This window comes from Halobacillus campisalis (assembly GCF_030345335.1).
In the GTDB taxonomy this organism is placed as follows: Bacteria; Bacillota; Bacilli; order Bacillales; family Halobacillaceae; genus Halobacillus_A; species Halobacillus_A campisalis.
Genome location: NZ_JAPVRC010000001.1, coordinates 530,836 through 543,021 on the forward strand (window position 1 = coordinate 530,836; position 12,186 = coordinate 543,021).

The 12,186-nt window shown below is 38.7% G+C and carries 17 protein-coding genes and 2 riboswitches; of the genes, 10 read left to right on the forward strand and 7 right to left on the reverse strand.

What is annotated here, in order from left to right:
- Positions 1–5: 5 nt before the first annotated feature.
- Entirely contained in the window at positions 6–1,106 is a 1,101-nt protein-coding gene (gene gcvT, locus O2Q26_RS02635; protein ID WP_289214439.1) for a glycine cleavage system aminomethyltransferase GcvT, read from the reverse strand.
- 63 nt (positions 1,107–1,169) lie between these two features.
- Positions 1,170–1,252: riboswitch (glycine riboswitch) on the reverse strand.
- A gap of 3 nt (positions 1,253–1,255) precedes the next feature.
- A riboswitch (glycine riboswitch) is annotated at positions 1,256–1,346 on the reverse strand.
- A 161-nt stretch (positions 1,347–1,507) separates the two neighbouring features.
- Here gcvT and O2Q26_RS02640 point away from each other — a divergent pair.
- Both O2Q26_RS02640 and O2Q26_RS02645 read left to right on the forward strand, forming a co-directional pair.
- Positions 1,508–3,145, forward strand: coding sequence for a DEAD/DEAH box helicase (locus O2Q26_RS02640; protein WP_289214440.1), 1,638 nt, complete (start codon positions 1,508–1,510; stop codon positions 3,143–3,145).
- Positions 3,142–3,942 carry a YqhG family protein gene (locus O2Q26_RS02645; RefSeq protein WP_289214441.1) on the forward strand — a complete coding sequence of 267 codons (801 nt, stop codon included), beginning with the start codon at positions 3,142–3,144 and terminating at the stop codon, positions 3,940–3,942. Before O2Q26_RS02640 ends, O2Q26_RS02645 begins: the two co-directional genes overlap by 4 nt.
- Positions 3,943–3,947: 5 nt before the next feature.
- Here the strand turns inward: O2Q26_RS02645 and O2Q26_RS02650 are convergent, their stop codons facing one another.
- Positions 3,948–4,124 (reverse strand): YqzE family protein, encoded by a 177-nt coding sequence (locus O2Q26_RS02650; protein WP_289214442.1) that lies wholly within the window; start codon positions 4,122–4,124, stop codon positions 3,948–3,950.
- Positions 4,125–4,171: 47 nt separating this feature from the next.
- The gene (locus O2Q26_RS02655; RefSeq protein WP_289214443.1) at positions 4,172–4,657 is read right to left on the reverse strand and encodes a shikimate kinase; all 486 of its coding nucleotides are present in this window, start codon (positions 4,655–4,657) and stop codon (positions 4,172–4,174) included.
- Between the two features lie 91 nt (positions 4,658–4,748).
- Here O2Q26_RS02655 and comGA point away from each other — a divergent pair, with 91 nt between their 5' ends.
- From comGA to O2Q26_RS02685, 6 genes are read left to right on the forward strand one after another with little or no spacing between them, the layout of a single operon-like run.
- Entirely contained in the window at positions 4,749–5,747 is a 999-nt protein-coding gene (comGA, locus tag O2Q26_RS02660; protein ID WP_289214444.1) for a competence type IV pilus ATPase ComGA, read from the forward strand.
- Positions 5,722–6,780 (forward strand): competence type IV pilus assembly protein ComGB, encoded by a 1,059-nt coding sequence (gene comGB / locus O2Q26_RS02665; protein ID WP_289214445.1) that lies wholly within the window; start codon positions 5,722–5,724, stop codon positions 6,778–6,780. Before comGA ends, comGB begins: the two co-directional genes overlap by 26 nt.
- Before the next feature lie 12 nt (positions 6,781–6,792).
- Entirely contained in the window at positions 6,793–7,083 is a 291-nt protein-coding gene (gene comGC, locus O2Q26_RS02670; protein ID WP_289214446.1) for a competence type IV pilus major pilin ComGC, read from the forward strand.
- A gap of 3 nt (positions 7,084–7,086) precedes the next feature.
- Positions 7,087–7,524 carry a competence type IV pilus minor pilin ComGD gene (comGD, locus tag O2Q26_RS02675; RefSeq protein ID WP_289214447.1) on the forward strand — a complete coding sequence of 146 codons (438 nt, stop codon included), beginning with the start codon at positions 7,087–7,089 and terminating at the stop codon, positions 7,522–7,524.
- Positions 7,511–7,834: a prepilin-type N-terminal cleavage/methylation domain-containing protein gene (locus O2Q26_RS02680; protein ID WP_289214448.1), complete on the forward strand. Its 324-nt coding sequence runs from the start codon at positions 7,511–7,513 to the stop codon at positions 7,832–7,834. The genes comGD and O2Q26_RS02680 overlap by 14 nt, the downstream gene beginning before the upstream one ends.
- A complete protein-coding gene (locus tag O2Q26_RS02685; protein ID WP_289214449.1) occupies positions 7,797–8,243 on the forward strand; it encodes a competence type IV pilus minor pilin ComGF in 447 nt (148 codons plus the stop codon). Before O2Q26_RS02680 ends, O2Q26_RS02685 begins: the two co-directional genes overlap by 38 nt.
- Positions 8,244–8,608: 365 nt before the next feature.
- On the opposite strand, the gene O2Q26_RS02690 is transcribed toward O2Q26_RS02685, so the two are convergent.
- On the reverse strand, positions 8,609–8,992 hold the full coding sequence (locus tag O2Q26_RS02690; protein ID WP_289214450.1) for a Spx/MgsR family RNA polymerase-binding regulatory protein: 384 nt from the start codon (positions 8,990–8,992) through the stop codon (positions 8,609–8,611).
- Between the two features lie 297 nt (positions 8,993–9,289).
- Here O2Q26_RS02690 and O2Q26_RS02695 point away from each other — a divergent pair, with 297 nt between their 5' ends.
- The gene (locus O2Q26_RS02695; RefSeq protein ID WP_253934294.1) at positions 9,290–9,535 is read left to right on the forward strand and encodes a DUF2626 domain-containing protein; all 246 of its coding nucleotides are present in this window, start codon (positions 9,290–9,292) and stop codon (positions 9,533–9,535) included.
- A gap of 64 nt (positions 9,536–9,599) precedes the next feature.
- Here the strand turns inward: O2Q26_RS02695 and O2Q26_RS02700 are convergent, their stop codons facing one another.
- A complete protein-coding gene (locus O2Q26_RS02700) occupies positions 9,600–10,223 on the reverse strand; it encodes an MBL fold metallo-hydrolase (RefSeq protein ID WP_289214451.1) in 624 nt (207 codons plus the stop codon).
- Between the two features lie 157 nt (positions 10,224–10,380).
- Between O2Q26_RS02700 and O2Q26_RS02705 the strand changes: the two genes are divergently transcribed.
- Positions 10,381–10,545: a DUF2759 family protein gene (locus tag O2Q26_RS02705; protein WP_253934296.1), complete on the forward strand. Its 165-nt coding sequence runs from the start codon at positions 10,381–10,383 to the stop codon at positions 10,543–10,545.
- 44 nt (positions 10,546–10,589) lie between these two features.
- On the opposite strand, the gene O2Q26_RS02710 is transcribed toward O2Q26_RS02705, so the two are convergent.
- Together O2Q26_RS02710 and O2Q26_RS02715 are read right to left on the reverse strand one after the other, a co-directional pair.
- Complete coding sequence (locus O2Q26_RS02710; RefSeq protein WP_289214452.1) at positions 10,590–11,375, reverse strand: ABC transporter permease; 786 nt, start codon at positions 11,373–11,375, stop codon at positions 10,590–10,592.
- A 14-nt stretch (positions 11,376–11,389) separates the two neighbouring features.
- Positions 11,390–12,076: an ABC transporter ATP-binding protein gene (locus O2Q26_RS02715; RefSeq protein WP_289214453.1), complete on the reverse strand. Its 687-nt coding sequence runs from the start codon at positions 12,074–12,076 to the stop codon at positions 11,390–11,392.
- Positions 12,077–12,186: the final 110 nt, after the last annotated feature.

Consider the following 12,186-nt stretch of genomic DNA (forward strand, 5'->3'; position numbering starts at 1 on the left):
ATCAATTAACGTTTATAAAATGGTGTCGGTACAACTTTCGCTTTTAACGTTTTTTTACGTACTTGAACATCTACTTCTGTGCCTTGCTCTGTATAGTCCGTTTGAATCAAAGCCAGCCCTATATTTTTTCCTAACGTCGGGGACTGTGTGCCTGTAGTTACGAAGCCGATCTCTTCTTCTTCTCGGAGTACACGGTAACCTGTACGCGGTATTCCTTTATCAATCATTTCTATACCGACAAGTTTACGTGTCAGTCCTTCTTCTTTTTGGCGCGTCAGTGCCTCTTTCCCTATAAAATCCTCATCTTTTTTCAACTTCACCGCAAAGCCTAAACCGGCCTCAAGCGGTGAAATGTCTTTGCTTAATTCCTGGCCATAAAGGGCTAAATTCGCTTCAAAACGCAGCGTATCCCGTGCTCCAAGCCCTATAGGCTGAACGCCATCGTTCTCTTGCAGTCCAAGAATCGCCTGCCATAGAGAAGGACCAGATTCACTCGGAAGATAAATTTCAAAACCATCTTCCCCTGTGTAGCCTGTCCTTGAAACAATCGCTTCTCCGTTTACGCCATCAAACTTGACACCTTGGGCAAATCGGAAAAACTTCAGGGTGGATAAATCGGTCTCCGTTAACTTTTGGAGCTGCTCTTCTGCTTTTGGGCCCTGCAGGGCTAATTGAACATATTCGTCAGAGACGTCGGAAACGGTAACCTCTTCTTCAATATGCTGCTGTAACCACTCCACATCCTTCTGGCGATTAGCTGCGTTAATGACAAGCAGGTACTTATTCTCTGCTAACATATAGACTATGAGATCATCCACAGTGCCCCCGTCGCTATAGCACATAATTGTATACTGTGCTTTACCTGGCTCTAGTTTAGACACATCATTGGTCAGCATTTTTTGTAAAAATTCCAGACTTTGAGGACCTTCTACTAGCGCTTCTCCCATATGAGAGACATCGAATAGTCCGGCATTATTACGAGTTGCATGATGCTCATCCTTGATACTTGAAAATTGAACGGGTAAATCCCATCCCCCGAAATCAATTGTTTTAGCACCGAGCTTTTTATACTCTTCATAAAGTGGTGTTCGCTTTAAATCCGCCATATGTTCTCTCCTTTAATCGTTGTAATTACATAAAAAAAGAGACTCCACCGTAAAGTTAGGAGTCTCTGTCCGTGCACCAGAAAGTTTCACGTCGTCCAACGCTTGCTTCTTGGGTGGTTTACTGCTCGAGTAAACACTCTCCAGAGTTGCGTCCTACAGAGGTCTTCTTTGCCTGAGAGATTCACAGGAACCTGCTTGCTCCTTCGGCGCTACAAAAGTAGTCTCTCCCCCTGCAGTCATTCGCATTAGTATTTAGTTAGATTGAACTGGACATACTAACCTGTATAGCTTCCGACAAACTCTCTTAAATTTCAGCTTCATTATACCATAGCGTTCTTTATCGTCCAGTTAGTTTTCTAAAATTATAAAAATTCTTATGATTTCCCAAGGAGGTCATCCTATTGATCGATACTCGGATTGATCCTGCATTTTTCACTCAGCTCACTAATCAATTAGAAGAGTCTGATTCATTATGTTCATGGGATGAATTCAAATTAGCCTGGAAGGGATTGAATTTACAGACAACCCCAGAATTTGATGGGCTTTTGTCACTCACCCAGCTTCCTCACATCAATTTTTTAGAACATCAAGTAGATGCTTGTGAAAAAGTCGTTCATGAAATGAGTGGTCGGGCTATACTGGCCGATGAGGTCGGCTTAGGGAAAACGCTTGAAGCCGGTCTAATTCTTAAAGAATATATGATTCGCGGCATGGCAAAAAAAATACTTATCCTTACCCCAGCTTCTTTAGTCAACCAGTGGACGCAGGAACTTAGTGAGAAATTTTATATCCAGGCTGCTTCTCCGCGAAAGAAACACGCAGATTGGAAGAACTGGGATATTACTGTCACTTCTATAGACATGGCTAAACGAGAAAACCATAAACAAGAAATTTTATCCATCGATTATGATCTCATCATTATTGATGAAGCTCACAAGTTGAAAAATCATCAGACAAAAAATTATCAATTCGTCCAGCAATTGAAAAAAACATATTGTCTGCTGCTTACGGCCACTCCCATCCAAAACCATTTAAGCGACTTATTCAATTTAGTCTCCATTTTAAAACCAGGCTATTTAGGTGACTTGTCAACATTCAAGAAAAAATACAAAAACACTCATTTAGGAGCGGCAGATACCCAGGAGCATATCCACTCTCTATTAAGTAAATTGATGATTCGAAATTTAAGAAAAGATACAGGACTAGACTCATCAAAACGGCATGTAAAAAATATTACGCTTAAATTCAACAAGGAGGAACAGGAAGTCTATGACGAGCTGGACGCCATAAAGAAAGATTATCCATCTTTCACTTGGCTCACTTTGACTAAAGAGCTTTGCTCTTCAAGAGAAGCCTGTTATATGTCTCTCCAGAACATGCATAAAAAGCAGCCATCCGATCTTCTGAAACACCTTATCGATCGCTTAGGCGAGCTTCCTCAACATACGAAAGCGATGAAAATGGCAGAATTAATTCAACAATCTGATGAGAAATTCATTGTTTTTACAGAATATCGAGCGAGTCAGTTTTATTTGCAATGGTATTTGCAGCAAAAAGGTATTTCGTCTGTTCCATTCAATGGAAAGTTCAATAAGAGCAAAAGAGATTGGATGAAGCAGCTTTTTAAAACAAAGGCTCAAGTGATGATCGCTACGGAAGCAGGTGCAGAGGGCATCAATCTGCAATTTTGCAATAACATCATCAATTATGATTTACCATGGAATCCTATGAGACTCGAACAGCGAATTGGAAGAATCCATCGATTCGGTCAAACGAAAGACGTAAATGTGTTCAATTTTGCCATTGAAAATACTATGGAAGATCAGATTATGAAACTGCTATACGAAAAAATCCAGCTCTTCCAAAATGCAGTTGGAGACCTGGACGCCATTCTGGAAAAAATCCCTGGCGGGAACTTTGAAACGCACGTCCAAAAAATCCTGCAAGAATCTGAGTCTCAAGGTGAAATCGATATAAAAATGAAAAACTTGGTAAGCTATGTTGAATATAACGTCAAAGAAAGGAAAGAGTCGAGTTGAAACAAAATGTATATTATGATTTCACAAAAGAATTCTTTACGATTAATGGATGTTTAATAGAAGAAAAAAATGCTAAACACATGAAAGTTCTACTAACGAGACAAATGGATGAGTCTTTGATGAACCGTCCTTTCTATTGGCATTATATGAAGAAAATGAACCGTGAAGGGGACCCGATGAGCTTATCCTTTAAAGATATCAGCATCGGAGAGGAAGAAGAAGGAATTTATCTTCACGCGGGTACACCAAAGCTCCAGCAAATTTACCAAACAGCATTGGAAAAGGGGTACATTACGAGGTTATACGAGTCGATCAATCATCCGACCCACAACCTTGCCATGCACCCCTGGCTGATTCTTAATATGAAAATTACATTCCGCGGCAAACAATCAAAAGACAAGATTTTATCAATTGGGCTGAACTTAATAAATGGAGCTATTACTCATAACATGATGGAGCTGCTGGAACATATTAAACTCATTCAAAAAATTTCGGATTATACCTTTCCAATGACTCCTATGATCAAATTAGAAAGTGCCTATAACCGCATCATCCAGCACGTAGAAACATACTTGACTACTCTAGATACAGATTGGGCGGAACAGTCCATTCAGCAGTTCAATTATGAAAAACAACTGCTTCAGAAATTTTTCCATTCCGATGATATCGGGGAAGAGCAATATCAAAAGGAACTTGATCAGCTGGCTATCCGTTATAAGCCTCGAGTTACGATAAAAATTGCTAACGGAGGACTTTTCTATCTCTCCGTCCATACGAGTCAGAACCTGTTAACTTAGAGAATTCATTTCTTCCGCTTCTTCCTTAGCATCCTTAAAGCAAAAGGAACCACTCCGAACCAATAAGAGGAACTTTTCTTAGAAGGTTTGGAGTGTTTCTTTTCCAGCTTTTCTTCCTTCGTCATATGCATGTGTTTCATCATTTCTTCCGTGAGATATTGAGCGTACTCACTCTTTTTCATACGTCATCCCTGCCCTCGCTTAGACTATTATTATTATGCCCGCAAGGTCAAAGTTTTAGACGGGAAACAATTTCATCTGCGATGGTCGAAGGATTCTTATCATCTACCGAAACGACAAGTGTAGCAAGTTCTTTATAAATCGGCAGACGAGTTTCATATCGCCTCTTATTTTCTTCAATGTTCGCCCCCCATAGAGGACGATCTTCATCGTCTGCTAAACGTTTGTTGATCGTTTCAAATGAAGCATCCAAAAATACAACAGTGGATCTGGTGAGGAGCTTTTGATTTTCTTCCGATAATATAACCCCTCCCCCTGTAGAGACAATAATTTGACCGGATAAAGATTGTAATAAAGACGTTTCTAGTTGACGGAATTTCTTCTCACCATCTTCTTCAAAAATCTGCGGAATCGACCGGCCCTCTCTTTTTTCAATTTCACCATCCATTTCTATGTACCCAAAACCTATAGATTCACTCAGCTGTTTAGCAACCGTTGATTTTCCACTACCCATATAACCTATGAGAAATATCATATTATCTCCTCCATGGAATAATTTATTAAAAAGCAGGATTATAAAAGTTTGTGTCGAATAAGATATATTAGAAAATTAAAATGAGGTGATAATGAAAGTGACTCAAATCGCAGGATATGCAAGAGAACTACTTATTTCAGCCACTCAACAAACCGCTTCAGACATCCACTTCTCTCCATTTTTAGAATCTACGACCATCCACTTCCGAATCCACGGACAAAGAGTTTTCCATTCTTCCCTTCCTAACCCTCTTTACCGAAAATTACTAGCTTATCTGAAATTCACTTCCGGTATGGACATTGGCGAAGTTTCAAAACCCCAAAATGGATCTCTGGAGCATCGGAGTCAACAATCCCTTTACAATCTTAGACTATCAACCCTCCCTACTTTAGGAAACGAAAGCCTTGCCATCCGTATTTTATCTTCCGACGAGCATTTAAAACTGAATAGACTTTTTCTATTTCCCCATCAGCTGAACACTTTAAAACAATGGCTTTCCCATAAAACAGGGATGATCCTTTTCACGGGAGCTACTGGCAGCGGAAAAACCACTACGCTTTATGCTCTGCTTCAGACACTGACAAATGAACACTCCTATCAAGCCATCACTCTTGAAGACCCTATTGAAAAGAATTTAAACAATATGATCCAAGTCCAAATGAACGAACGAGCCGGAATCACTTACGATACTGGTCTCAAGGCAGCGCTTCGTCATGACCCTGACTTGTTAATGGTTGGGGAAATACGTGATAAACAAACGGCCCAGTTTGCCTTTAGAGCAGCATTGAGCGGACACCTCGTAATCAGTACTATCCACGCAAAAGATGCTTTTGGGACGATCCATCGACTAAAAGAGATGGACATAAAGACAGTAGAATTAGAACAAACATTAATAGCCATTGCTGCTCAGCAATTGATACCTCTAGCTGAACATCGGAACTTTTCCAGCAGGGCCGCAATTCTTGAACTGCTATACGAAGAATCATTGCAGCGGGCCATCAAAGATATTTCTCCCGAGCAGGACCCCTCCTTTTCCACCTTCAGTTCATTAAGGAGGAAAGCCTATGCTCTCGGCTTCACTGAGAATTAAAGAATGGATATCTACAAAACGTAGCATGATCCCTATCAAAAAACAAATCCTCTTTCTTCATCGAGTCAGAAAATTATTAGGCAAAGGTTTCCCTCTGCTCGATACTCTTAAGATGATAAGCTGGGATCCGGAATTCGAAGAAGTTACTGTAATCATCACACAACAATTGAAGACTGGAAACCCTCTTGATATCGCCTTTGACAAGGCTCATTTTTCTAAGCAGATCGTCTCCTTTTTATACTTCGCTAGAATTCATCATGATCTTCCTACTATGTTCAAGCAATGTGCAGACTTATTAGAATTACAATACGAATATACTAGGAAGTTTAAAGAAGCCATGAGATATCCACTTCTTCTCCTGATCTTCGTAATCGTTGCCTTCAGTGTCATTAAACAAACAATCATACCAAGCTTCCAGACTTTATTCGCTGATGGAGATACAAAACCTTTCAGTTTGATGATATTAAATGGGGTAGATATTTTGATTACAATATCAGGTCTATTACTCCTCATTCTAGCTTTAACATTCCTCGTTTTCTATTCAGTAAAGCATAAAATCACGCTTCAGCAGATGTTAACTTTATATGAAAAAATCCCGCTGCTCAAACACTATAAAATGTTTTCTCTCACCTTTTTATTCTCTACTCATTTAAGTTCATTACTTGCTGCCGGCCTTCCCTTAAAAAACGCTTTGACCCTTATCAGTGAACAATCACGCTACCCTTTTCTCTCCTATTATGGAAAAAGAATGTTATCCCACCTCAGTGATGGCCAGTCGCTGGCTTCTTCCTTAAATGAATGCACATTATTAAGATCCGAACTTACCTCGATTTTTCACCATACAAATGATTTGAGAGCACTCGGTGAAGAATTAAACGTCCTTTCTGAACTGTTAATCGATCAGCTCAAAGAAAAACTGACAAAGATCGTTCAGCTCATTCAGCCTATCTTCTTTATAGGAGTCGCCTGCGTTGTCATCTTAATCTACGCTTCCATCATGCTCCCTCTCTATCAATGGATGGACCAAATTTAAGGAGGAATTATTATGAACCAAAAAGGATTTACACTTATTGAAATGCTTATCGTACTTCTGATTATTTCCGTATTACTAATTATAACCATTCCCAACCTGACAAAGAACACCGACTCTGTCCGCTCAAAAGGCTGTGAAGCTCTTATTATGACTGCAGAAGCCCAGGTGGAAGCTTATTATATTGAGAATGATGAATATCCCGAGAGTATCTCAACCCTGGTAGATGGCGAATATCTTAAACAAAGTACATGTCCGAGCGGAGAAGTATTAACTTATTCTAATGGTCAGGTAACAGCAGAGTAAATGATGGATAATCAAAAAGGATATACACTGAGTGAGATGATTGTGGTGTTAACCGCTATTTCATGTCTGCTCCTATTATTTTTCCCTCTTCAAAGCTCCCTCGCAGAAGAAGTCAAAAAGAGATATATTATAGAACAATTTGAAAATGATCTTCTTCTTGCCCAACAACTCACGATCCAAAACCACCCAAATTACTGGCTCATGATCAATTCTTCCTCTAATCATTACTACCTTTATGATTCCCGGAATAGAGAAACTATCTTTGAACGGTACTTTCCTGACAATTGGTCTATACAGCTACTAAGCCTGACTACCCCTATTCGCTTTAATTCTACTGGAACTTTGTATAACCCAGGTACAATGAAAATAACTACACCTCGTAAAGAGCTGAAAATAACATTTCCCTTTGGAAAAAGCAGGGTGAAAATTGTTGAACAATAAAGGATTTACTTTAATGGAAGTGATCTCTGCTTTTGCTGTCCTCATGATTATAGCTGCAGCTCTCCTCCCTCAGCTTAGTCAATTGAGGGTGGAGCAGTATAATTTATCTCTAGAAAGAAAGGCTGTTTTAATGTTGCACAACGAACTGATATTTCAAAAGGATACCCATCCCGCTTCCGAAGGTCTAATTATAACGGAAGGTAACTTTACTATGAACTTTGAATATTACATCGATTACATTGAAGGCTGCACGTCTTGGAGGGACTTTAGAAATGACAAAAAAGAGGTATGTCTGTACTCACCACGTTAGTGACAGCGGGTTCACACTAGCTGAAACTATTATTAGTGCTACACTCATCACTATATTGTTAATTTTCACTATGCCTTTATTGAAATTGCTTGAGAGTCCTTCCTATTCACAAGAACTATCTGTATTGCAATTTTTCACATTTATTGAAGAGGAAATCAACACTGCGATATCTGTAAGAGTTATAAATGAGAATCTCCATATTGTAGACAGCAATCAAAGGGAAATTTCAATTTCTAAATACGGAAGAGATGTAAGAAGAAGAGTGGACTACCAAGGACATGAACTATTAATCAATGACATCGATGACTTTTCTGTGGAAATCGAGAACAATATATTGAACGTCTCAATCACTGATAAGAATGGAGAGGGTTATAATAAGAGAGTCCCGGTTCAAACAGGCTTTCAATGACAAAGGTTTTATTTTCCCTTGGGCATTATCAATTTCAGCTATTCTATTTTTCATCGTAATGACTACAGTCCTTCAATATGAAAACCAGATAATTTCCACCGATTCGTCCAAAAATTATAATCAGCTTCAAAGCTTATTCCATTATAGTGAATACCATTTGCTGAAAGACTCTGAACAAAGCTTTACTGAAAATAACAATTTTCACCTTCCAATCGGCTATTCTGAAGTAGAGTGTAAATCCGTTGATGAAACCACTTTTGATTGTACATGGGACCTTAGGCTGGAATCAGGTGCAAAAAAGGAAATATCTAAAACTTATATTTCCCATAAAAAAACCGATGCTCACTGATGCATCGGTTTACAGTTTATGAAATTTGTTGTTGATATTCCGACTTGCTATCAGTGATACCACGTAATCCTTCAACATTGTACCCAACAACTAGTTTATCGCCATTCGTCAAAATCGGGCGTCTTAGCAATTTAGGTTTTTCTATTACTAAATTTAGAAATTCATTCACTGTTAATTCTTCTACATCTATGTTCAATGCTTTGAATTCCTTACTTCTTTTAGCCAAAATCTCATCGATACCATTCGTAGTCAGGGACAAAATTTGTCTCAGCTCGTTAACGTCCGGTGTTTCCCTGAATAAATGCTGTTCACTGAATTCAACCCCTTGACTCGTTAACCAGGCTTTCGTACGGCGACATGATGTGCAGCTTGGATAGCTGTAAAATTTTAAAGCGTCCATCTTCATCGCTCCCCTTTTTTATTAATTTTACAATATTGTATAATCTATGTATAGCCTTTGTACAATTAAATAAACCTATTTTTCAATTATTTATTTAAATTATACTGAAAATTCGACAAACCTTTCTATTTAATGGTATTTAACTTCCTTTATTTAACAATTATTCTGTTGTTTAATCATAAACCAAAAAGGAAAGAGTATATGTAAGAAGTGCAGGTGCTTTATTTACTTTCAGTAATGGGTCGTTTATAATAATAATGATAGCGTTACGATGATGAGAAAAGGAGGGGAAGCAGCATGGATCGCATGTTTCGTGTATTGGCGTTCTGGACGGGGATTTTCGCTGTTATGTTCTACGCTGGCGATATGATGGAAGCAGCATTTTTATCTCTTGCTCAAACAGCCTTTTTCCTTGCAATTGGCTACCTCAAGCTGTCAGAACGTATGTACGTATACATATTTTTCTCATACTTGACAGTGTTTATGATTGGATTTACTTATTATTCATCTTTTATTCTGGTGCCTTCTTTCGGAAGTCACTAAAAAAAACCTGTTATCCTAAATTTGGGATAACAGGTTTTTTGTACTCCATTATTTTATTTATCGATTAAATGAAAAACGGATTATTCTTCCGTTCTTCTTCTACAGTCGTAGGTAAGCCATGGCCTGGGTAGATTCTCATATCATTCCTTAAACTGAATAGTTGAGTAGTGATGCTGTCCAAAAGCAAGTCACCATCCCCACCTGGAAGGTCAGTACGTCCGATTCCTCTTTGGAATAACGTATCCCCTGCTACCGTAAATCGCTGGTTACGGAAAACGAAGGATACACTCCCAGGAGAATGTCCCGGAGTATGACGCACTTCAAATTGGAAGGGACCAATTTCCATTTGTCCTGGCTCTAGAAAATAATCAGCTGGCTTTGCAGTTATTTCACCAAGTTGAAATAGGGCAGAACCATTTAGTCGGCTGTCAGTAAGCCAGTCTTTTTCTTCTTCATGTAAATATACTGGCACCTCATATTCAATTCTTGCCTGTTCTACCGCTCCAATATGATCAAAATGTGCATGAGTCAGCAGTATCGCAATGACTTTTACACCCTTCTCTTTTATAAGATGATCCAGCTTTTGAAAATCACCACCTGGATCAATCACCAAAGCTTGTTTATTTTCAGTGATTACATATGAATTCGTCCCCATAGGTCCCAGAGGAAGTCTAGCTATTTTCAACATAAAAAACACCTCAATATCATAAATTAAAAAATCTGGAATAACTCGACAAATACACCTTTATACTATAAAATAAATGTGGAATGAATGAATCTACATATAGTATAACATCCAGCATGACCGGGTGATAATAAAGTAAATTGATATTGGAGGGCTTATTATGGTAACAGCTGTTCTTCTTTTATTGGTAACAATCTTATGTGTATTTGCAGTGTTTCGAGAAATCAAAACAAAAAACTTTTTCGCTGTACTTTTTGCCGGAGTATCTGCGTTAATGTTCGGCTGGTTTTCGATTATGACCATTTACGCAAATCTATTTGGTTGAAATATAACTCGCTGCACCCCTCTGCTTATATTGCAGAGGTTTTTTTATGCTTCAGAACGTATTTCTTCTTCAGAATCCACAAGCTGGCCCTGTTCATTAAAGAAGTAGCGGTACATCGCTAAGGTAATGAACATTGCGCTCAATGATACAGAGGAAAAAATACTTATTGAAATAACAAGCTGATACTTTATGGCGGTAACAGGAGCCACACCGCCAAGAATTAACCCCGTCATCATTCCTGGAAGCTGGACGAGGCCTATCGTTTTCAACTGGTCTACATTTGGGATGAGAGCGGCATTCAGAGTCTTTTGTACAATCAATTTAGAAGCAGTGCTAGGCTTTGCCCCTAAAGATAACGCTGCTAAAAGCCGGCCGTTATTCTCCTTGAATTCATTCTTCATACGCTCCAAAGCTAACCCCATAGCGACCATACTATTACCTATTACCATGCCGCTCATTGGGATCACTTCTGAAGGTGTGAACGCAACCATATCGAATATCAGCCAAAGACTGAGAACACTGACTTCAATAACAAGCAGCCCAATAAAAATATATAATAAAACGTTAGGCAGCCCCATTCCTTTTTTCCTTGCGTGAAATGCAGCAACAGTCAACATAATGCTAATCATAAATGGTATGCCTATCATGGCAGGAAGTTCAAATAAATACGTTAATAAATAGCCTATTGCAAACAATTGAACCGTTCCTCTTAGAGAAGACCATATAATATTTTTATTTAGTCCAAGTTGATAAAAATAGGATAAAGAAAGTGGGATCAGTACAAACACCACTAAAAACAAAAGGGATTGATTGGATATTTCCGGCTCCATTACGATTCACGTCCTTATTCTTCTAAAAATTCTTTTAATTCCTGGGAAGCTGGAGAATCCAACATATCGGGCAGTTTCCCATCTTCCATCACTTTACCTTCAGTAATGAACAAACCCCGGTTACCTAATCTCCTCGCCTGCCTCATATCATGCGTTACCATAATCATCGTCAATTCATGCTGGTTGATTAATTGTTCAAGAACTTCTTCTATATCCTCTGCTGTGCGATAGTCGAGGGCGCTCGTCGGTTCATCCAACAGAAGTACTTCAGGTTGGTTAGCCAGCGTTCTCGCTAAAGACACCCGCTGTTTTTCTCCTCCTGAGAGTTGTTCCACATCACGATTTAAGTAAGTAGAAGGGAGTTGAACGTAACCCATTAACAGCTCACCATCCTCCTCTTTCCATTCTCCAAATAATGAAGGGCCGTATTTAATATTATCCAATACTGTACCTGGAAAGAGGTTTGGTTCTTGCAAAACGAGACCTACACGTTTTCTCAATTCTGTGAAAGGATACTCTTTTACATTCTGACCTTCAAAATAAATCGTTCCCTCCGTTGGATTATGTAATCGGTTGAATAAAAATAATAATGTGCTTTTCCCTGAGCCAGACGGGCCAAATAATATAACTTTCTCCTTTTTTTCAATTTGAAAATCCATCTTTTTTAAAGGGTATCTTGATACTTGTTCAAACCTGAACATAATTATCCCACCTTTACTATTATCTGCATCCTGCACGGAACAGAACATTCTTATACATACCCCTTCTACAAAGGATATAACGCAGAAAAGCCGCAATGATTTTAAATCAT

What these genes read in the sequence shown, in the direction of transcription:
- O2Q26_RS02715 (WP_289214453.1), bottom strand. Translation starts at nt 12,076, where the DNA reads ATGTTCAGGTTTGAACAAGTATCAAGATACCCTTTAAAAAAGATGGAT.
- comGA (WP_289214444.1), top strand. Translation starts at nt 4,749, where the DNA reads ATGAAAGTGACTCAAATCGCAGGATATGCAAGAGAACTACTTATTTCA.
- O2Q26_RS02705 (WP_253934296.1), top strand. Translation starts at nt 10,381, where the DNA reads ATGGTAACAGCTGTTCTTCTTTTATTGGTAACAATCTTATGTGTATTT.
- comGB (WP_289214445.1), top strand. Translation starts at nt 5,722, where the DNA reads ATGCTCTCGGCTTCACTGAGAATTAAAGAATGGATATCTACAAAACGT.
- O2Q26_RS02695 (WP_253934294.1), top strand. Translation starts at nt 9,290, where the DNA reads ATGGATCGCATGTTTCGTGTATTGGCGTTCTGGACGGGGATTTTCGCT.
- O2Q26_RS02710 (WP_289214452.1), bottom strand. Translation starts at nt 11,375, where the DNA reads ATGGAGCCGGAAATATCCAATCAATCCCTTTTGTTTTTAGTGGTGTTT.
- comGC (WP_289214446.1), top strand. Translation starts at nt 6,793, where the DNA reads ATGAACCAAAAAGGATTTACACTTATTGAAATGCTTATCGTACTTCTG.
- O2Q26_RS02700 (WP_289214451.1), bottom strand. Translation starts at nt 10,223, where the DNA reads ATGTTGAAAATAGCTAGACTTCCTCTGGGACCTATGGGGACGAATTCA.
- O2Q26_RS02690 (WP_289214450.1), bottom strand. Translation starts at nt 8,992, where the DNA reads ATGGACGCTTTAAAATTTTACAGCTATCCAAGCTGCACATCATGTCGC.
- O2Q26_RS02650 (WP_289214442.1), bottom strand. Translation starts at nt 4,124, where the DNA reads ATGAAAAAGAGTGAGTACGCTCAATATCTCACGGAAGAAATGATGAAA.
- O2Q26_RS02655 (WP_289214443.1), bottom strand. Translation starts at nt 4,657, where the DNA reads ATGATATTTCTCATAGGTTATATGGGTAGTGGAAAATCAACGGTTGCT.
- comGD (WP_289214447.1), top strand. Translation starts at nt 7,087, where the DNA reads ATGGATAATCAAAAAGGATATACACTGAGTGAGATGATTGTGGTGTTA.
- gcvT (WP_289214439.1), bottom strand. Translation starts at nt 1,106, where the DNA reads ATGGCGGATTTAAAGCGAACACCACTTTATGAAGAGTATAAAAAGCTC.
- O2Q26_RS02685 (WP_289214449.1), top strand. Translation starts at nt 7,797, where the DNA reads ATGACAAAAAAGAGGTATGTCTGTACTCACCACGTTAGTGACAGCGGG.